Source organism: Acidocella aminolytica 101 = DSM 11237 (genome assembly GCF_900129125.1).
GTDB classification, from domain to species: Bacteria; Pseudomonadota; Alphaproteobacteria; order Acetobacterales; family Acetobacteraceae; genus Acidocella; species Acidocella aminolytica.
The window spans coordinates 79,256-97,974 of sequence record NZ_FQVJ01000012.1; the positions used below are offsets into that span (position 1 = coordinate 79,256).

The following is an 18,719-nucleotide window of genomic DNA, read 5'->3' on the forward strand; positions in this document are numbered from 1 at the left end:
ACCGAATTAGGCATGAGTGACGGCAACGACCAGAATGAAACCAAAGGCAGGCTCTCCCTGCGCCCCGCCGCGCGCGGGGAAGCCGGGCATACGGTCGATGCCGGGTCCGTGCGGCAGAGCTTCTCGCATGGCCGCTCAAAGGTCGTGCAGGTGGAAGTCCGCAAGAAGCGCGGTGGCCATGGCGGGGGCGCTGCACCCGCCGCCGCCGCCCCCTCTGCGCCCTCACCTAGCGCCGCCCTGTCGCTGCGCCCGCAAGGCGAGCAGCGCCCTGCGTCCTCCGGGCAGCGTTCGCGCGGTGGCGGCAACAATAGCCCCCAGCGCGCCCTGACCGCCGCCGAGCAGGCCACCCGCCAGCGCGTGCTGGCCGCAGCCGCCAAGGCCGAGGCCGAGCGCCGCGAGCAGGAGAAGATCTCCATCCTCTCCGCTGCCGAGGAAGCTCGCCGTCAGGCCGAGGAAGATGCCAAGCGCCAGGCTGAGGAAGAAGCCGCGCGCGCCAAGGCCGCCGAGGAAGAAGCCGCCGCCAAGGCCAAGGCTGACGCCGAAGCCGCCGCTAAGGCCAAGGCTGAGCCCCCTGCCGTCTCCGCCAAACCGGCGGCACCGGCCAAGGCGCCGCAACCCTCCCGCCCAGCCGCGCCCGCAGGCGCACGCCCGGCTGGTACACAGCCTGCCCGCCCCGCCGCGGGTGCCGCGCCACGCGCCACGCTGCAGCTTAAGCCTGGCGGCCGTACTGGCGAGGAAGAGGAAGAAGCAGCGCGCGGCCCACGCCGCCCGGCCAGCCCGGCCCCGCGCCGTGGCGCGCCCTCCGCGCCGCCCAAGAAGATTGGCGACGGCAACCGCCGTAGCGGGCGGATCGACGTGCAAGCCGCGATCGAGGGTGAGGACGAGAAAACCCGCTCCTTGGCCTCCGTGCGTCGCCAGCGTGAACGTGAGCGTCGACAGGCCGAGTTGGAACGTTTGCGCTCCGACGGCGTGAAGGTGGTACGCGACGTGATCCTGCCCGAGGTGATCACCGTGCAGGAACTCGCCAACCGTATGGCCGCCCCTGGCCGCGATGTTGTGCGTGCGCTGATGAAGATGGGGGTGATGGCCACCATCACCCAGGCCATCGACGCCGATACTGCCGAGCTGATCATCAACGAATTCGGCCACCGTGTCCGCCGTGTGTCCGATTCCGACGTGGAGCTGGGTCTGGAAGGTGCGGAGGACACGGAAGCGGACCTGCTGCCGCGCCCGCCGGTTGTTACCATCATGGGCCATGTCGACCACGGCAAGACCAGCCTGCTCGACGCGCTGCGCCATACGGACGTGGCGGCTGGCGAGGCGGGTGGCATTACCCAGCATATCGGCGCGTATCAGATCGCCCTGCCCTCCGGTCAGGCGATCACCTTCCTGGACACCCCAGGCCATGAAGCCTTTACCGCGATGCGCGCGCGCGGCGCGGCATCCACGGATATCGTGGTGCTGGTCGTTGCCGCAGATGACGGCGTGATGCCGCAGACCATTGAGGCAATTAAGCACGCCAAGGCTGCAAACGTGCCCATCATCGTGGCGATCAACAAGATCGACCGCCCCGGTGCGGACGCCAACCGCGTGCGCAACGAGCTGTTGCAGCATGAGATCGTGGTCGAGAGCATGAGCGGTGACACCATGGATGTCGAGGTTTCGGCGTTGAAGAAGCTGAACCTGGACAAGCTGGAAGAAGCCATCCTGCTGCAGGCCGAGATACTGGAGCTGAAGGCCAACCCGAACCGTTCCGCGGAAGGCGCGATCATCGAGTCCCGCCTGGATAAGGGCCGTGGCCCAGTGGCAACCGTGCTGGTGCAGAAAGGCACCCTGCATCAGGGCGATACCGTAGTGGCTGGCGCCCAGTGGGGCCGCGTGCGCGCCATGATCAACGACAAGGGCCAGCAGCTGAAGGAGGCTCTGCCCTCCCTGCCAGTGGAAATTCTGGGTCTTTCCGGTGCGCCGACGGCGGGCGAACCCTTCGTGGTCGTCGAAAACGAGCAGCGCGCCCGCGAGATCACCGAGTACCGCCAAGCCAAGCTGCGTGAGCGCCAGGCCGCCGCCCAGACCGCCCTGCGCGGCACGATGGAAGAGATGCTCGCCCGTATTCAGGCCGGTGCACAGAAGGAAGTCGCAGTCGTCATCAAAGCGGACGTGCAGGGCTCGGCCGAGGCGATCGGCGTGGTGCTCGGCAAGCTCGGGAACGAGGAAGTGCGGGTGCGCATCATCTATTCCGGTGTCGGCCAGATCACCGAGAGCGATGTACAGCTCGCCAAGGCGTCCGATGGTCTCATCATCGCCTTCAATGTCCGTGCCAATGTTCAGGCCCGCGAGCTGGCGCAGCGTGAAGACGTGGATATCCGCTACTACTCGATCATCTATGAGGTCGGTGACGACATCGAGAAGCTGGTCAAGGGCAAACTGGCACCAGTGCATCGTGAGAAGTTCCTGGGCTATGCAGAAATCCGCCAGGTGTTCAACATCACGAAGACCGGCAAGGTCGCGGGTTGTTATGTCACCGAGGGCGTGGTCAAGCGTGGCTGCGGCGTCCGCCTTCTGCGCGACAACGTTGTCATTCACCAGGGCGAGCTATCGCAGCTCAAGCGTTTCAAGGACGATGTGAAGGAAGTGGCACGCGGTTATGAGTGTGGCCTGTCCTTTGCTGGCTTCCAGGATCTGCGCGAAGGCGATGTGGTGGAGTGCTATGAAACAGAAATCGTCGCGCCCTGATCACGCGCATGGCGCTGGCCCCAGCCAGCGTCAACTCCGCGTTGGCGAGGAAATCCGGCATATCCTCTCGGATGTGCTGCTGCGCACAGAGTTTCATGACCCGGCGCTGGCGCGTGAGCATATCACCGTCTCCGAAGTCCGGATGTCCCCTGACCTCAAGCACGCGCTGGTTTTTACCACCGTGCTCGGCCAAAAGGATATCCGGCCGCTTCTGCCTGCATTGAAGCGCGTTTCACCGTTCCTGCGCGCGCAGATTGCCCCGCGCCTGGGGCTCCGCGTGACGCCGGAACTCAAATTCGTGGCCGATGAAGCGCTCGACGAGGCAACCAAGATCAACCAACTCCTGCACAGCCCGGAAGTGGCCCGGGATCTTGGATCAGACGAAGACTGACACGCCCCCGGCAACCAAGCTGATCACCAGCCCAGAGAGCGCGGCCAAACTGCTGCGCGCCGGGAAGCTGGTCGCGTTTGGGACTGAGACTGTTTACGGGCTGGGCGCGGATGCTACCAACGCGCAAGCCGTGGCGAGTATTTACGAGGCCAAGGGGCGCCCCAGCTTTAACCCTCTGATCTGCCACTTTGCCTCCGCCGCGGCCGCCTTCACGCATGTGCAACCAAACGCCCAGGCAGAAAAGCTGGCACAAAAATTCTGGCCTGGCCCGCTGACCCTAGTGCTAGCACGCAAGGCGGACTGCCCGGTGTCCCAACTGGCGGGGGCGGGCTTGCCGACTCTGGCCGTGCGTGTGCCCGCCCATCCACTCGCGCATGAACTGCTGAAGCTGACGGACCACCCCATCGCCGCCCCTTCCGCCAACCGATCAGGCCGCCTCTCCCCCACCAGCGCCGCGCATGTAATGGCGGATCTGAACGGACGCATTGCAGCTGTTCTGGACTCAGGCGCGTGTGAGGTGGGGCTGGAATCGACGGTTCTGGATCTGTCCGGCCCGATCCCTTGCCTGCTCCGCCCCGGCGGCATCACGGGTGAAATGCTGGAGGCGGAGATCGGCCCGCTAGCCAGCGCCACCACGCCAGGCACCGCCCCCGTGGCTCCAGGAATGCTGGCTTCGCATTACGCGCCTTCTCTGCCGGTGCGGCTGAATGTCACCGCCCCCGGGCCGGATGAAGCTTATCTCGCCTTTGGCCCCGCGCCCGAATCGCCTTTAGCGTTCCAGCTCTCCACTTCGCAAAACCTGACTGAAGCCGCAGCGCGTTTGTTTGAGGGGATGCATTGGCTGGACGAAAAGGCCAAGGCCCAAGGACTTTCAACCATCGCAGCCGCACCGATTCCCAGCACCGGGCTGGGGCTGGCAATCAATGATCGCCTGTCCCGCGCAGCCGCACCGAGGGGTAGCCCCCCTTGGCAAAATCATTCCCGCGCAATATCGAATAATTGTACTTTAAGGTACTTTTGATGTGGCAGAACAGGATAGGCGCTGACTTGGCTCCCGATTTCAACAAAACCCCCTCGTCAGCCATGTGGCAAGATTGTCACAAACGACCTGTTACATCACTCTAATTTATGTCGTAATTGCAGCCTAAACCTTTGGTCCGCCGCCCCATCCGGGGCCAGGCCCTTATCTGAGCCCATGAAACAGGAGGATTTCCTTTGGTAAAACCCTTGCGCAAGGCCGTGCTTCCGGTTGCCGGTCTAGGTACGCGCTTTCTTCCTGCCACCAAGGCTATGCCGAAGGAGATGCTTCCCGTCGTTGACAAGCCGCTGATCCAATACGCAGTGGATGAAGCCCGTGCTGCGGGCATCGACCAGTTCTGCATGGTCACGGGACGCGGCAAGACCGCGCTGATCGACCATTTCGACATTGCCTTTGAGCTGGAAGCCACACTGACCGAGCGCAACAAGCGCGAGGCGCTGGCCCTGCTGCGTGAAGAAGCGATGCCCCCCGGCGCCATCACCACCGTGCGTCAGCAAGTGCCGCTGGGACTGGGCCACGCCATCTGGTGCGCCCGCACCTTTATTGGCGACGACCCGTTCGCCATTCTGCTGCCGGATGATCTGGTGCTGAGCCAGACACCCTGCACCGAGCAGCTTGTTAAGGTCTATAACGAGACCGGCGGCAATGTGGTTGCCATCTCCGAGGTGCCGAAGGAACACACCAACCGCTACGGCATCCTGAAAACCGGCGCGATTAATGGTGACCGCGTTGAAGTCACCGGCCTAGTAGAGAAGCCCAAACCCGAGGAAGCGCCCTCCAACCTTTCCATCATTGGCCGCTATGTGCTGCTGCCGGAAGTCATTGCTTACCTCTCCCGCATGGAAGCAGGGGCCGGCAATGAAGTGCAACTGACAGACGCCATGGCCAAGATGATCGGCCACACCCCCTTCCACGGTCTGAAATTTGAAGGCCGCCGCTTCGATTGTGGCGACAAGGCAGGCTTTCTTGAGGCGCAGATCGCCTTTTCTCTCGCCCGGCCGGATCTTGGCCCCGCCGTGCGGGACTTCCTCAAGAAATATGTGAACGACTAACCCCTGATTTCCGAGAGGAATCGATGAGCTTTTCCCATGACTTCCCCGCCAGCAGCCTGCGGGAATATGATATTCGCGGCATCGTCGGCAAAACGCTGGGCGAGGCTGATGCCTTCGCCATTGGCCGCGTGTTCGGCACACTGGTGGCCGAGGCGGGCGGCAAAACCGTGGCGGTGGGGCGCGATGGCCGCCTCTCCTCTCCCGCCCTGTCCGAAGCTTTGATCAAGGGGCTGACGGCCTCCGGCATGGATGTGCTGGATGTTGGCCAGGGGCCAACGCCGATGCTCTATTTCGCCTCCTTCACAGAGCCCACGGATGGCGCGGTGATGGTGACAGGCAGCCACAACCCGTCGAACTATAACGGCTTTAAGATGATGCTGAAAAACAAGCCGTTCTTTGGCACCCAGATTCAAGATCTCGGCGCCCGCGCCGCCGCTGGCAAAGTGGTGCCGGAGAGCACGGGCAGCGTGGTGCAAAAAGACATCTCCGACGCTTATGTCGCGCGCCTGCTCAAAGACTGGGACGGCATCCGCACGCTGAAAGTTGTATGGGATAACGGCAATGGCGCGGCAGGCGACGTGTTGACCAAGCTGGTCGCCAAGCTGCCCGGCAAGCATGTGGTGCTGAACGGCAAGGTGGACGGCAACTTCCCCGCCCATCACCCGGACCCGACCGTACCAAAAAACCTGGAACAGCTCATTAAGGCCGTGAAGGCGGAAGGGGCAGATGTCGGCGTGGCCTTTGATGGCGATGCCGACCGTATCGGCCTCGTGGATAATGAGGGTCATATCCTGTTCGGTGACCAGTTCCTAATCCTGATGGCGCAGGACGTGCTGAAGGCGCATCCTGGTGCGACCATCATCGCGGATGTGAAGGCCAGCCAGGTACTGTTCGACGAAATCGCCAAGGCTGGCGGCACGCCGCTGATGTGGAAAACCGGCCACTCGCTCATCAAATCCAAGATGGCGGAGACCAAGGCCCCGCTGGCGGGCGAAATGTCCGGCCATATTTTCTATAACGACAAATGGTACGGGTTCGACGATGCGCTCTATGCCGCCGTGCGCGTGCTGGGCGTGATTGCCCGCCAGAAGGGCACGCTGGACGAATTCCGCGCCGCGCTGCCGCAGGTGCTCAACACCCCGGAACTGCGGTTCGACTGCCCGGAAGAACGCAAATTTACCGTGGTGTCGGAAGTTGCCGAACGGTTGCGGGAAAATGGCGCCAAAGTGTCCGACACTGACGGTGTGCGCGTGAATACCGAAGATGGCTGGTGGCTGCTGCGTGCCTCCAACACCCAGGCCGTGCTGGTGGCGCGGGCCGAGGGCAGCACACCGGCGGGGCTGGTGCGGCTGAAAGCGGCGCTCGCGGCTCAACTCGCCGCTTCCGGTCTGGCACCGGATTTCTCCGCCTCCTCAGCGGGGCATTAAAGCAAGATCTTTTGTTGGGTCATAAAAAGCCGCGTCTCCCATGGAGGCGCGGCTTTTTGAATCAGGCATGTTGCGGGAAGGGCAAACGCGGCAACCGGGCCTTCAGCTTGCCAATGCGCCCCACCCCGGCCAGGCGGCGGTCCAGGAAGGCCAGGGTTTTTTCCGAGTCCATTGAGCTATCGCTCAGCCAATAGAACAGGGTGGCGGACAGCACCGCGCCCAAAATCGCGCGCTTGCTGTACCAGGACATATCGGCGCTCTTATCCCCCGCCGCGAACCATACCGCATCCGCCATGCGGGCGATGATCTTCGCCAGACGCGGCGCATTGCCCGGCAGCACCAGCCACGCCATCGCGCGGCGCACTGCTTCTTTCTCGCCATCCATCAAAGCCAGCCGCTCGGCCACCGCCGCGCGCACCCGCGCGGTCAGGCCCGATTCGGCCATCTGCCCACGCCGGGCCGCGATCATGCGTTCATCGCCCAGCGTGAAGTAAGCCGCGATCATCTCAGCGCGCCCACCGGGAAACTCCAACTCCGCCTCAGACGGGTCCTGCCCCAGAGCGGAAAACGCCATCCGCAGCGATTTCACGGTCCAGCCATCGAACCCGGCATTTTGTGCCAGCGCGTCGATCAGCGCGGCCTTGGTCTCATCGATCATCACAAGAGCTCCTGACCATAACGATCCAACTCCTCATTATACCCGAACAGGCGGAAATCCTCCATGCGCATCGGGTACAGCACGCCCTCTAGATGATCGGTCTCATGCTGAACCACTCGCGCCGCGAAGCCGGTGAAGATTTCCTCGAACGCTTCGCCCTCCTGGCTTACACCGGCGAGGCGAATCGCCTTCCAGCGCGGCACTGCGGCGCGCAGGCCGGGAATCGAAAGGCAGCCCTCCCAGCCCAACTCCTTGCCCTCGCCCTCCAGCGGTGTGACCATGGGATTGATAACCGCGCGCAACGGCAGCGCTATTCCGCCTTCGGCCCGGCTGGCGGGCACATGAAACAAAAACAGCCGCAACGGCACATGCACCTGGGGTGCTGCCAGCCCCACCCCACCGGCATCCGCCAGCGTTTCCGCCATGGCGCCGATCAGCGCCTGGACCTCCGGCGCGTCAACATCCTCGACCACCGCCGCGGGGGCCAGTAAAACCGGGTGGCCCATGCGGGCAATTTTCAGAATCGACATATTTGCATGTTTGCCCCCTCAGATTTGGTTTGGCGAGCGGGGATTTTGTGCTATAGGCGCTCAGGTTTCGCGGGGACGGTCCTTTGGGCCGTGGTCCGCGTTTGTTTTTGGCAATCTATTTTGGAGTTGGCGACCAGGTGCAAGTTCTCGTCCGTGATAATAACGTCGATCAGGCGCTGAAGGCGCTCAAGAAGAAGCTGCAGCGCGAAGGCGTGTTCCGCGAGATGAAGCTCCGCCGCCATTATGAAAAGCCCTCCGAACGCCGTGCGCGTGAGGCGGCCGAGGCCGTGCGCCGCGCCCGCAAGATGGAGCGCAAGCGGGTCGAGCGCGAGGGTTTCTAAAGCCCTCGTCCCGCCGTCGGGCGGTTATCGCATCCAAATTGCCAGATAAAGCCGCGCGTGGTCTCCACGCCGCGGCTTTTGCTGATTAGCATTTCTGAATCACCAGCACATAGCTGCCATCCGGCTGCTCCAATAAATCCAGTGGCTCATGCCCCTGGTCCGCCGCCGCGCGGGGCACGTTGCGCACAGGGTCCTCCCCTTTCAGCTTCACCAGCAGAATTTGCCCTTCCTCCATTGCATCCAGCGCGAGACGGGTCCGCACGTAGGTCATTGGGCAAGTTTCCGCCGTAATATCTATAGCTTTGTCATGTTTCGGCAGCATGGTTAGCGTCATATCTGTACCTTTAAGGCTGGACCGGGCCAGCAGTTTAGGCCACAAGGCTCAACGATGGATATAAGCATCGAACGCCTGTGCATAGAGAACGGGCTGAAGATGACAGGTCCGCGCCGGGTGATTGCGCGGGTGTTGTCTGAGGCAACCGACCACCCGGATGTAGAGGAGCTGCACCGGCGGGCCAACCGTATCGACAACCGTATCTCTCTGGCTACGGTTTACCGCACAGTCCGCTTGCTGGAAGCCAAGGGCATTCTCTCCCGGCGTGATCTGGGCAGCCGCCGCGCGCGTTATGAGCCTAGCGGCGATGGCAACCATTTCCACCTAGTGGATAAGGAGACCGGAAATGTCATCGAATTCGAGACACCAGAGGTGGAAGACGCGCTGCGTATCATTGCCAGAACCCATGGGCTTGAGGTTGACGTGATCAAGATCGAGCTTTTTGGACGGCGGTCCGCTAAATGAACCAGAATATCGCCCAGAAATTACCGCATCTTACGCTGGGCAACGCCGCGCCGGGCTTTCTTGAACTGCGCACGGGGAATCTGGGCGTCCGCCTCGCTACCACCCAGGCCGAGTTGGAAGCCGCCCAGGCCCTGCGCTACCGCGTGTTCTATGAGGAACGCGGCGCCAAGCCGGACGAAGCCACTCTGGCCTCAAAGCGAGACCATGACACGTTCGACTCCATCGCGGATCATTTGCTGGTCGTGGATCACGACCTTGGTGAAGGGCCGGAAAGCGTGGTGGGCACCTACCGGCTCATCCGTCAGGAAGCCGCGGCGCAGATTGGGCATTTCTATTCCGAAGATGAGTACGACATCTCGGCCCTGAAAGGCTTTTCCGGCCGCAAGCTGGAGTTAGGGCGCAGCTGCACCGCCAGCGCATACCGCAACCGCAGCGTGATGCAGCTGCTCTGGCGCGGCATTGCCGCATATGTCTTTCACCATCAGATCGACATCATGTTCGGCTGCGCCTCGCTCTCCGGCACCAACCCGGATGAGCTGGCGGAGGAACTGACCTACCTCACCCTGCATCACCGCGCGCCCGCATCCATCCGCCCGCGCGCCCTACCGGAACGCTATGTGGAAATGTCCCGCCTGTCGCCGGAGGCGATCAACCCGAAACAGGCATTGATGCGCCTGCCGCCGCTGATAAAAGGCTATCTGAGGCTCGGCGGTGTTGTTGGAGATGGGGCGGTGATCGATAACCAGTTCAACACCACGGATATTGCCATCATCGTGCAAACGGACCTAGTGACCGAAAAATATTACCGCCATTACGAACGGGAATCCCGCTAAAAACGGGGACGGGAACCGGAGCCCCGGATAAACCGGGACTTGAAGGGATTAGACTATGGCCGAAGATGATCTGAACACGCCCGAATCGCTGTTGCCTTACGATGAATGGACGCAGGAAGCCCTGCGCCAAGTTGTGGTGAGCGCGCTCCGCCATGTGGCCAATGAAGGGCTGCCGGGCGGGCACCATTTCTACATCACCTTCAAAACCGAGTATCCGGGCGTGAACATCCCCGACCGGCTGAAGGCCCAGTACCCGGATGAGATGACCATTGTGCTGCAGCACCAGTTCCACTCTTTGATGGTGGATGAGGCCGGCACCTCCATGTCCGTGGGCCTCAGCTTCTCGGGCGTGCCGTCCACTCTGGTTATTCCCATCGCCGCCATCACCGGCTTTGCCGACCCGGAAGTGCGCTTCGGCCTACAATTCCATGTGGACGTGCCGGAGCCGGTGAAGGTGACTGATATTCCCGAGCCGCAGGGCGATGATGTGCCCGCGCGCCCCAATGACGGGCCCGCCGATGTGGTGAGCCTGGACGCTTTCCGCCGCCGTCAGAAAGACTGAAGAAACATGAACGCACCCCTGAAACGCAGCCCCGGTTTCAACTTCTCCCCCATGTTCCCGCTAGGCGAGGATGACACGAAGTACCGCAAGCTCGATATCGAAGGCGTGTCCACCATTGAGGTCGAGGGCAAGACCGTCCTGAAGATTACCGAAGGCGCGCTCTCCGAGCTGGCTTTCCAGGCTTATCACGACGTCTCCCACCTGCTGCGCCCGGCGCATCTGCAGCAGCTTGCCAATATCCTGAAAGACCCGGAGGCCAGCGAGAATGACCGCTATGTGGCCATGGAGTTTCTGAAGAACGCCACCATCGCCTCCAAGGGTATCCTACCGATGTGCCAGGATACCGGCACCGCCTTGATTTTCGGTAAGAAGGGCCAACGCGTGTGGGTTGAGGGCAATGAGGAGGAAGCGTTCTCCTGGGGGGTATCGCGCACCTATACTGAGACCAATCTGCGCTATTCGCAGATGGCGCCGCTTTCAATGTTCGAGGAAAAGAACACCGGCAATAACCTGCCCGTGCAGTTCGATATCATGGCTTCCCCCGGCGACTACCACGCGGATGAGTTCAATCTGCAATTCATCGCCAAGGGCGGCGGATCGGCCAATAAAACCTATCTGTTTCAGGAAACCCGGGCTGTGCTGACGCCGGAGAAGATCTATGCCTTCATCGAGGCGAAGATCAAAACCCTCGGCACCTCCGCCTGCCCGCCTTACCATCTGGCGATTGTTATCGGCGGCACCTCGGCGGAGCTGAACCTGAAGACGGTTAAGCTGGCCTCCACCAAATATTACGACAACCTGCCCACCAGCGGCGACGCCACCGGCCATGCCTTCCGTGACCTCGAGATGGAGCAGAAGGTGCTGGAGATCAGCCGCAAGATCGGCATCGGCGCGCAGTTTGGCGGCAAATATTTCTGTCACGACGTGCGCGTCATCCGCCTGCCCCGCCATGGCGCGTCCCTCCCCATCGGCATCGGCGTGTCCTGCTCGGCGGACCGGCAGATCAAGGCCAAGATCACGCCGGAAGGTGTGTTCCTGGAACAGTTGGAAACCAACCCGGCCAAATATCTGCCCGAGATCACGGACGAGCATCTGGGCGGCGATGTGGTCGCCATCGACCTCAACCGGCCGATGAAGGAGATTCTGGCGGAGCTCTCCAAACATCCGGTAAAAACCCGCGTGGCGCTCACCGGCACCATCGTGGTGGCGCGCGACATTGCCCACGCCAAGCTGCAGGAACGGCTGGACCGTGGCGAGGGCATGCCGGATTACATGAAGAATCACCCAGTTTATTACGCCGGCCCGGCCAAAACGCCGGATGGCATGCCAACCGGCAGCTTCGGCCCCACCACTGCCGGGCGTATGGACAGCTATGTGAACGCCTTCCAGGAAGCTGGCGGGTCCATGGTGATGCTGGCCAAGGGCAACCGCTCCAAGGCCGTGACAGAAGCCTGCCACAAGCATGGCGGCTTTTATCTCGGCTCCATCGGCGGCCCGGCTGCGGTGCTGGCGCAAAACAACATCAAGAAGGTCGAAGTTCTGGAATATCCCGAACTCGGCATGGAAGCCGTGTGGAAGATCGAGGTGAAGGACTTCCCGGCCTTCATCGTGGTTGACGACAAGGGTAACGACTTCTTCGCCGATCTCGCCTGAGACTATGAAATTCACTGTCGATCGTATCGATCATGTGGTGATGGTCTGCCGTGACCTGAACGTCACGGCAGGCTGGTATCAGCGCGTGCTAGGCATGGAGCGCGAGGAATATGGCGGCACGAACCGCACAGCCCTGCGTTTTGGCGCCCAGAAGATCAATCTGCACGAAGCCGGGCACGAGGTTGTGCCTCACGCCCAGGCCGCGCAACCCGGCACGCTGGATCTCTGCCTCGTGGTGGCGGTAGGGCCCGCTGATGTGGTGGCACAGCTCCATGCCTGCGGCGTGGCCATTGAGCGTGGGCCGGTTTCACGGATCGGGGCGTTGGGGGATATCACCTCCGTCTATTGCCGCGACCCCGACGGCAATCTGATCGAGCTGGCCTCTTATATGGACGACTGATGCAGCTTTCAGAATTTGGCTATGACTTGCCGCCGGAGCGGATTGCCACCGCCCCGGCGCGCCCGCGTGACGCCGCCCGGCTGCTGCATGTGGAAGCGGATGGGTTGCACGACCAGATCGTCCGCGACCTCCCTGCCCTTTTGCGCCCTGACGATTTGCTGGTGGTAAATGACACCAAGGTGATCCCCGCCCAGCTCACCGCCAGACGCGGCGACGCCAAAATCGGCATCACACTGGACCGGCGGCTGGATGACGGTAGCTGGCATGTGCTGCTGCGTAATTCCAAACGCGTGAAGCAGGGGGATGTGCTGGTGATCGACCCCGCTTTCTCCGCCGAGGTGGTAGAGCTGGAAGCTGGCGGCGCGGCGATCTTGCGCTTCACGGCGGATGATTTCCACGCGGCCCTGGAACGCTCCGGCGCGCTGGCGCTGCCGCCTTACATCGCCCGGCCCGAGGGCATTACCGCGCAGGACAAGACCGACTACCAGACCCTTTTCGCCGCGCATGAGGGCGCTGTCGCCGCGCCCACGGCGGGGCTGCATTTCACGCCGACGCTTCTGGCCGCCTTGCAGGCGCGTGGGGTCGAGATGGCGAAGGTCACGCTGCATGTGGGCGCTGGGACCTTCCTGCCGGTGCGGGTGGAACGGATTGAGGACCACAAGATGCATGCAGAGCGCGGCTACATTACTGAAGCCACCGCCGCGCGCATCAATGCCGCCAAGGCGGCGGGGCGACGGATCATCCCCATCGGCACCACCGCCCTGCGCCTGCTGGAATCCGCCGCGACGGACGCAGGCACACTAAAGCCATTTGATTCCGAAACGGATATTTTCATCTATCCCGGCTACCGCTTCAAAATCGCAGATGCGCTGTTCACCAACTTTCATCTGCCGCACTCCACGCTGCTGATGCTGGTGAGCGCCTTTGCCGGCACAAAGAGAATTAAGGCAGCCTACGCCCATGCCATCGCCAATGGCTACCGCTTCTATTCCTATGGCGATGCCTGCCTCTTGGAGCGCGCGGCCGGGTAATTCCGGCCCGCCCCTTGGGGTAAATAGTGTCAGCTGCCATATCTCCCAGGTGTTTGACCAAGGAGCGCGCTGATGACCCCTGCCCCGACCCTCCCTTTGCTGAACGGCGTGCAGATGCCCCAGCTTGGCCTGGGCACTTGGCCCATGAACGACGCCGAAGCCTCCACAGCCGTGCGCCAGGCGCTCTTGCTTGGCTACCGGTTGATCGACACGGCAGAAAATTACGGCAACGAGGCTGGGGTGGGGGAAGGCTTCCGCCAAAGCGGCATTCCCCGGCAGGAGATCTTCCTCACCACCAAGTTCAACCGCCAATGGCACAGCGAAACCGGGCCTCGCCACGCCGCTGAAGCCAGCCTGAAACGGCTCCAGATGGAGTATATCGACCTGCTGCTGATCCATTGGCCCAACCCAGATCAGGACCGTTATGTGGATGCCTTTGCCGCCATGGTGAAATTGCTGAAGGCCGGGCTGGTGCGTGCTATCGGCGTTTCCAACTTCAAGCCCGCCCATCTGGACAAACTGTTTGCCGCCGGGCTGGTACCACACGTGAATCAGATTCAGCTCAGCCCTTATCTGCGCCGGGATGGTGTGGTGGCGGTGCATCGCGCCAAAGGCATCGTAACGGAAAGCTGGAGCCCCCTCGGCCGTGGCGGAGATATTTTACTGGACCCCATCATCCAAAACATTGCCGTTGCGCATGGGAAAAAGCCAAGCCAGATCATCCTGCGCTGGCATGTACAATCCGGCTATGTCCCCACACCAAAATCAGCCAACCCCGACCTGCAGAAAGAGAATCTGGACGTGTTCGGGTTCAGCTTAACGGCGGACGAAATACAAGCGCTGAATGGGCTGAACAAGCCGGACATGACGATGCGGGATTCGGATGTGTTCGGGCACTGAGCCCAAGATGCTTAAAAAATGGTGTTAGAATCACACACCACTCCAAGCCGCATTTAACGTTTAGGCTGGACGGCCTAGCGTTTTCTCTGCCCACCGGCCGGCTTCAGCCACCACTAAATCATCGTCTCCCGCCAGCTTTGCCGCCACCGGCAATAGCGCTACATCCCCGCTATTTCCGATCGAAATCGCAACATTGCGCACAAACCTCTTCCGCCCAATTCTTTTGACCGGCGAGCCGGAAAATCTCTTTCGGAATGCCGCGTCATCCATCTGCGCCAATTCAGCCAATAGCGGTGCCGTCAAATCCTCCCGGGCAGCCAGCTTCACTTCACGTCCGGCTTCTGCAAATTTGTTCCAGGGGCACACCGCCAGACAATCATCGCAACCATAAATCCGGTTCCCGATGGCGGCACGGAATTCTTCCGGAATCGGACCGTTATGTTCGATGGTCAGGTAAGAAATACAGCGCCGCGCATCAAGCTGATACGGCGCGGGAAACGCCTGGGTGGGGCAAACGGTCTGGCAGGCGGTGCACCCGCCGCAATGGTCATGGGCTGGCGCATCGGGGTCCAGCATCAGCGTCGTATAGATTTCCCCTAGAAACAACCAGGAGCCATGACGGCGGGAGACGAGGTTGGTGTGCTTGCCTTGCCAGCCCAGTCCTGCTTGTTCGGCCAGAGGTTTTTCCATCACCGGGGCAGTGTCCACAAACACCTTTACTCCCGCACCGCACGTGGCGATGAATTGCGCCAGATGCTTCAGCTTGCCCTTAATGATGTCATGATAATCCCGGTTGCGGGCATAAACTGAAATATTCCCAACGTCCGGCCGGGCGAGATTATCCAGCGCACCGCCTTCCGGCGCGTAGGAAAACCCGAGAGAGATCACGCTCAACGCCTCTGGCCACAAAGCCTGCGGATGGGCGCGTTGCGCCACGCGCTCGGCCATCCAGCCCATCGTCCCGTGCCGCCCGTGGCTGAGAAAATCCTGCAGCTGGGCCAGCCTTTCCGGCGGCAGGCTAGCACATGTGAAGCCGGTGGCGGCAAAGCCCAACTCCGCCGCCTTCGCCGCGATCTGGGTTTTTAAATCAGCCCCGGCCACGGTACGGAGGCACCCCCTGATCGGGTATCCAGGCATCTTCCGGCGGCTTGCCAGTCTGCCAGAACACGTCGATGGGAATCCCGCCGCGCGGATACCAATACGCCCCCAGCCGCAGCCATTTCGGCGACAGTAAGTCCACCAGCCGCTCCGCGATCATTAAGGAACAAGCTTCATGAAACCCACCATGGTTACGGAAGGACTGCAAAAACAGTTTCAGCGATTTGCTTTCCACCAGCCACTCATCGGGGATGTAATCAATGACGATATGCCCGAAATCCGGCTGGCCGGTCATCGGGCAGAGGGAGGTGAATTCCGGACAGACAAAACGCACCATCGCGTTCTTGCCGCCAGTTTTGGCGGGCACGCGCTCCAGAACCGCTTCTTCCGGGCTGGCGGGCATTTCGGTCTTGGTGCCAAGCTGTTTCAGCTCGGCGTAACGGTCGTCTGTCATGCGTCTGGTCCTCTCTGCCAGTTCCCCCGCACATCGGCGCAATAGGCGTCATACTCCTTGTTCAAAATCGCCGCCCGCGCTCCCTGCATCACATTCTGATAATAAGTGAGGTTGTGGATGGTGAGCAGCATCGGCCCCAGCATCTCCTCGCAGCGGAAGAGATGATGCAGATAAGCCCGCGTATGGCGGGTGCAGCAGAGACAGGTGCAGTTTTCATCCAGCGGCCGCGAATCGTCCTGAAAACGGGCATTGCGCATGTTGAAGATGCCGTTGGAGGTAAAGGCCCGCGCAGTGCGCCCGGCACGGGTGGGCATCACGCAGTCAAACATATCCACCCCGCGCGCCACCGCGCCCAGCAAATCATCCGGCGTACCGACGCCCATCAGGTAACGAGGTTTTTGGGCGGGCAGGAAGTCCGTGCAGTAATCCAGCACCTCGAACATCACCGCCTGGCCTTCCCCCACGGCCAGCCCACCAATGGCGTAGCCTTCGAAATCGAGATCCACCAGGGCCGCGGCCGAGTGGCGACGCAGATCCTCATACACATTGCCCTGCATGATGCCGAACTGCCCATAGCCGGGGCGCTTCACAAACGCATCGCGCGAGCGCTTGGCCCAGCGGATGGAAAGCTCCATCGAGTCCATCGCCTCCTTATGGGTGGCGGGAAATTTGGTGCATTCATCCAACTGCATGGTAATGGTGGAATCAAGGAGGTGCTGAATCTCCGTGGAGCGCTCGGGCGTCAGCTCATAGGGCGTGCCGTCGATATGAGAACGGAACGTAACACCTTTCTCCTCCAGCTTGCGCAGCTTGGCGAGGGACATGATCTGGAACCCGCCGGAATCCGTGAGAATCGGGCCGGGCCAGTCCATCATCTTATGCAACCCACCCAGGCGCGCCACCCGTTCAGCGGTCGGCCGCAGCATGAGGTGGTAGGTGTTGCCAAGCACGATCTTCGCCCCCGTGGCGCGCACGGCATCCGCAGTCATGGCCTTCACCGTACCGGCGGTACCCACGGCCATGAAGGTAGGGGTCGGCACCTTGCCATGGGCCGTGGCGATCAACCCGGCGCGTGCCTGGCCATCCTGGCCCGCCAAGGTAAAGGAGAAATCTGGGGTGGTCATGAGCAGGAATTAGCCGGGTTGGCGCGGAAGTGCCAGAGAGCCCGCGCAAACTCAGTTATTGAAGGTCCGCGCGGGCAGACAGATCACGGCCCGCAGGCCCGGCTCGTTATCCTGCAAACTCAGCGTCCCGTTATGAAGCTGTGTTACCGCCGCCACCAGCGCCAGCCCCAGCCCCGAGCCCGCCGTATTCCGTGCCGCCTCCGCCCGGAAGAATCGCTCCGTCGCGCGCGAGCGATCTTTTTCGGCAATGCCGGGCCCCCGATCCGCCACAGTAATCTGCACCACATCATCCGCGAGTCTGGCAGTCAGGCTCACCTGCGTCTCCGGCCCCGAGAATTTCAATGCATTGTCCAGAAGATTCACCACCGCCTGCTGAATCAGCTCACGGTCTCCCACCACCGGCAAAGGTTGCTGAATGGCCGTATGCAGGGACAGCCCCTTTTCCTCCGCCACGGCGCTGTAAAGCTCGTCAATATCCGCTAGCACAGGCGCCAGATCAAACGGCGCGAACGCCGCCCGGCGGGACCCGGCCTCTATCTCCGAAATACGCAGCAGCGCCTGGAACACCGCCACGATACCGTCCAGATCCTGAATTGCGCGATCGATCGCGGCCTCCATTTCCTCTTTAGTGCTGGCATGCAGGGCCGCATCCTCCAGCCGGGCGCGGGCGCGTGTAACCGGTGTGCGCAAATCATGCGCGATGGCGTTGGACACTTGCCGTACACCGTCCATCAGTCGGGAAATCCGCTCCAGCATTTCATTGATGGTCAGCGCCAGCTCGTCAAACTCATCGCCCAGCCCGGTCACGGCCACGCGGCGTGAAATATCCCCGCGCGCAATGGCCATCGTGGTGATCGAGATATTTCTAATGGTCCGCTGAAACAAAGATCGGATCAGCACCGCCCCCAAAATGCCGAGCGCGATCATCAGACTCACCGCCCAGATCAGCCCGGCGCGCAGCACGTTGCGCAACTGCAAGCGGGCGCGGACATCCCGCCCCACCAGCAACTTCATCCCATCCGGCAGCGGCGTGACCTTCAGCAGCGCGATGGAGCTTACCCCCTGGCGGCGCACGGGCAGCTCGTACCAGACGTTCTCCTCGCTCAGCCCGACGGGCCATTGGTCCAGATTACCGATCAATATATTGCCATTCGAATCGACCAGAAGATAAATCCCATCCGGGTCGGAGGAGCTGGTCAGCCGGTCATGAATGGCCGATTCGAGCGATGTCAGGCCGCCAATCTCATAATGCTCCTCGAGCGTCTGGGCATCAGTATGGATGGCGTTCTGCACTTGGCGCTGCAACAGCCCCAGCGTTGAATACCAAAGTGCCACCGCCAGCAGAAACGCCGAAAGGCCGAACACCGTGCAGGGGTTACGCATGAAAGAAGCCGGTGAGCACTTGCTCCATGTAACGGTTATCCCAGGCGGCCATTTTGCGGCGCCCCTTGAGACTGGCCTTTGATGCCTGATGGCGGCGAACGAGGTTGATTGCGATCTTGCGAAGCAGGGAGAAGTTCTGGACGGCGTTGCGATCCCGGATCCGGCAGTGATCTTCGTTGAAGGTGACGTCGAGCACCCAGTGTAGGCTGTTCTCGATCTGCCAATGTTGACGGATCGCTTTCGCCAGGATTTCGGGTTGATCGTCGCTGCTGGACAGGAAGTAGCGGATTTCGGCTTCGATCTTGCCGGAT

21 protein-coding genes are annotated in these 18,719 nt (G+C 61.7%); 13 read left to right on the plus strand and 8 right to left on the minus strand.

The window, feature by feature from the left end:
• Window positions 1-12 precede the first annotated feature (12 nt).
• The 5 genes from infB (at window position 13) to pgmG (ending at window position 6,642) form a co-directional block, all read left to right on the plus strand.
• Entirely contained in the window at window positions 13-2,733 is a 2,721-nt protein-coding gene (infB, locus tag BUB54_RS08580) for a translation initiation factor IF-2 (RefSeq protein ID WP_073211473.1), read from the plus strand.
• Window positions 2,708-3,124, plus strand: coding sequence for a 30S ribosome-binding factor RbfA (gene rbfA, locus BUB54_RS08585; protein WP_048880416.1), 417 nt, complete (start codon window positions 2,708-2,710; stop codon window positions 3,122-3,124). Before infB ends, rbfA begins: the two co-directional genes overlap by 26 nt.
• The gene (locus tag BUB54_RS08590; RefSeq protein ID WP_048880415.1) at window positions 3,105-4,145 is read left to right on the plus strand and encodes an L-threonylcarbamoyladenylate synthase; all 1,041 of its coding nucleotides are present in this window, start codon (window positions 3,105-3,107) and stop codon (window positions 4,143-4,145) included. Before rbfA ends, BUB54_RS08590 begins: the two co-directional genes overlap by 20 nt.
• Window positions 4,146-4,339: 194 nt before the next feature.
• A complete protein-coding gene (gene galU, locus BUB54_RS08595; RefSeq protein ID WP_048880414.1) occupies window positions 4,340-5,215 on the plus strand; it encodes a UTP--glucose-1-phosphate uridylyltransferase GalU in 876 nt (291 codons plus the stop codon).
• A gap of 23 nt (window positions 5,216-5,238) precedes the next feature.
• The gene (gene pgmG, locus BUB54_RS08600; RefSeq protein WP_048880413.1) at window positions 5,239-6,642 is read left to right on the plus strand and encodes a phosphoglucomutase/phosphomannomutase PgmG; all 1,404 of its coding nucleotides are present in this window, start codon (window positions 5,239-5,241) and stop codon (window positions 6,640-6,642) included.
• Window positions 6,643-6,703: 61 nt separating this feature from the next.
• Here pgmG and BUB54_RS08605 read toward each other — a convergent pair whose 3' ends face one another.
• On the minus strand, window positions 6,704-7,300 hold the full coding sequence (locus BUB54_RS08605; RefSeq protein WP_048880412.1) for a COQ9 family protein: 597 nt from the start codon (window positions 7,298-7,300) through the stop codon (window positions 6,704-6,706).
• Complete coding sequence (def, locus tag BUB54_RS08610) at window positions 7,300-7,830, minus strand: peptide deformylase (protein ID WP_048880411.1); 531 nt, start codon at window positions 7,828-7,830, stop codon at window positions 7,300-7,302. Before def ends, BUB54_RS08605 begins: the two co-directional genes overlap by 1 nt.
• Before the next feature lie 137 nt (window positions 7,831-7,967).
• Here def and rpsU point away from each other — a divergent pair, with 137 nt between their 5' ends.
• Entirely contained in the window at window positions 7,968-8,171 is a 204-nt protein-coding gene (gene rpsU, locus BUB54_RS08615; protein ID WP_048880420.1) for a 30S ribosomal protein S21, read from the plus strand.
• A gap of 85 nt (window positions 8,172-8,256) precedes the next feature.
• Here rpsU and BUB54_RS08620 read toward each other — a convergent pair whose 3' ends face one another.
• A complete protein-coding gene (locus BUB54_RS08620; RefSeq protein WP_048880419.1) occupies window positions 8,257-8,505 on the minus strand; it encodes a sulfurtransferase TusA family protein in 249 nt (82 codons plus the stop codon).
• 54 nt (window positions 8,506-8,559) lie between these two features.
• Between BUB54_RS08620 and BUB54_RS08625 the strand changes: the two genes are divergently transcribed.
• The 7 genes from BUB54_RS08625 (at window position 8,560) to BUB54_RS08655 (ending at window position 14,349) form a co-directional block, all read left to right on the plus strand.
• The gene (locus BUB54_RS08625; RefSeq protein WP_048880410.1) at window positions 8,560-8,970 is read left to right on the plus strand and encodes a Fur family transcriptional regulator; all 411 of its coding nucleotides are present in this window, start codon (window positions 8,560-8,562) and stop codon (window positions 8,968-8,970) included.
• The gene (locus BUB54_RS08630) at window positions 8,967-9,803 is read left to right on the plus strand and encodes a GNAT family N-acetyltransferase (RefSeq protein WP_048880409.1); all 837 of its coding nucleotides are present in this window, start codon (window positions 8,967-8,969) and stop codon (window positions 9,801-9,803) included. The genes BUB54_RS08625 and BUB54_RS08630 overlap by 4 nt, the downstream gene beginning before the upstream one ends.
• 55 nt (window positions 9,804-9,858) lie before the next feature.
• On the plus strand, window positions 9,859-10,365 hold the full coding sequence (locus tag BUB54_RS08635; RefSeq protein ID WP_048880408.1) for an SspB family protein: 507 nt from the start codon (window positions 9,859-9,861) through the stop codon (window positions 10,363-10,365).
• A gap of 6 nt (window positions 10,366-10,371) precedes the next feature.
• Entirely contained in the window at window positions 10,372-12,018 is a 1,647-nt protein-coding gene (locus BUB54_RS08640) for a fumarate hydratase (RefSeq protein WP_048880407.1), read from the plus strand.
• A 4-nt stretch (window positions 12,019-12,022) separates the two neighbouring features.
• Window positions 12,023-12,418, plus strand: a complete 396-nt coding sequence (locus BUB54_RS08645; RefSeq protein WP_048880406.1) for a VOC family protein — start codon at window positions 12,023-12,025, stop codon at window positions 12,416-12,418.
• Complete coding sequence (queA, locus tag BUB54_RS08650) at window positions 12,418-13,449, plus strand: tRNA preQ1(34) S-adenosylmethionine ribosyltransferase-isomerase QueA (RefSeq protein WP_048880405.1); 1,032 nt, start codon at window positions 12,418-12,420, stop codon at window positions 13,447-13,449. The genes BUB54_RS08645 and queA overlap by 1 nt, the downstream gene beginning before the upstream one ends.
• A gap of 72 nt (window positions 13,450-13,521) precedes the next feature.
• Complete coding sequence (locus BUB54_RS08655) at window positions 13,522-14,349, plus strand: aldo/keto reductase (protein ID WP_048880404.1); 828 nt, start codon at window positions 13,522-13,524, stop codon at window positions 14,347-14,349.
• A gap of 60 nt (window positions 14,350-14,409) precedes the next feature.
• Here BUB54_RS08655 and queG read toward each other — a convergent pair whose 3' ends face one another.
• The 5 genes from queG to BUB54_RS08680 form a co-directional block, all read right to left on the minus strand.
• Window positions 14,410-15,450: a tRNA epoxyqueuosine(34) reductase QueG gene (queG, locus tag BUB54_RS08660; RefSeq protein WP_048880403.1), complete on the minus strand. Its 1,041-nt coding sequence runs from the start codon at window positions 15,448-15,450 to the stop codon at window positions 14,410-14,412.
• A complete protein-coding gene (gene queF / locus BUB54_RS08665; RefSeq protein ID WP_048880402.1) occupies window positions 15,437-15,901 on the minus strand; it encodes a preQ(1) synthase in 465 nt (154 codons plus the stop codon). Before queF ends, queG begins: the two co-directional genes overlap by 14 nt.
• Entirely contained in the window at window positions 15,898-17,025 is a 1,128-nt protein-coding gene (tgt, locus tag BUB54_RS08670; RefSeq protein WP_048880401.1) for a tRNA guanosine(34) transglycosylase Tgt, read from the minus strand. Before tgt ends, queF begins: the two co-directional genes overlap by 4 nt.
• Before the next feature lie 51 nt (window positions 17,026-17,076).
• The gene (locus BUB54_RS08675; RefSeq protein WP_052948453.1) at window positions 17,077-18,408 is read right to left on the minus strand and encodes a sensor histidine kinase; all 1,332 of its coding nucleotides are present in this window, start codon (window positions 18,406-18,408) and stop codon (window positions 17,077-17,079) included.
• A partial coding sequence (locus BUB54_RS08680) for an ISAs1 family transposase (protein ID WP_139284843.1) occupies window positions 18,401-18,719 on the minus strand: 319 nt, incomplete at its 5' end. The genes BUB54_RS08680 and BUB54_RS08675, both read right to left, overlap by 8 nt.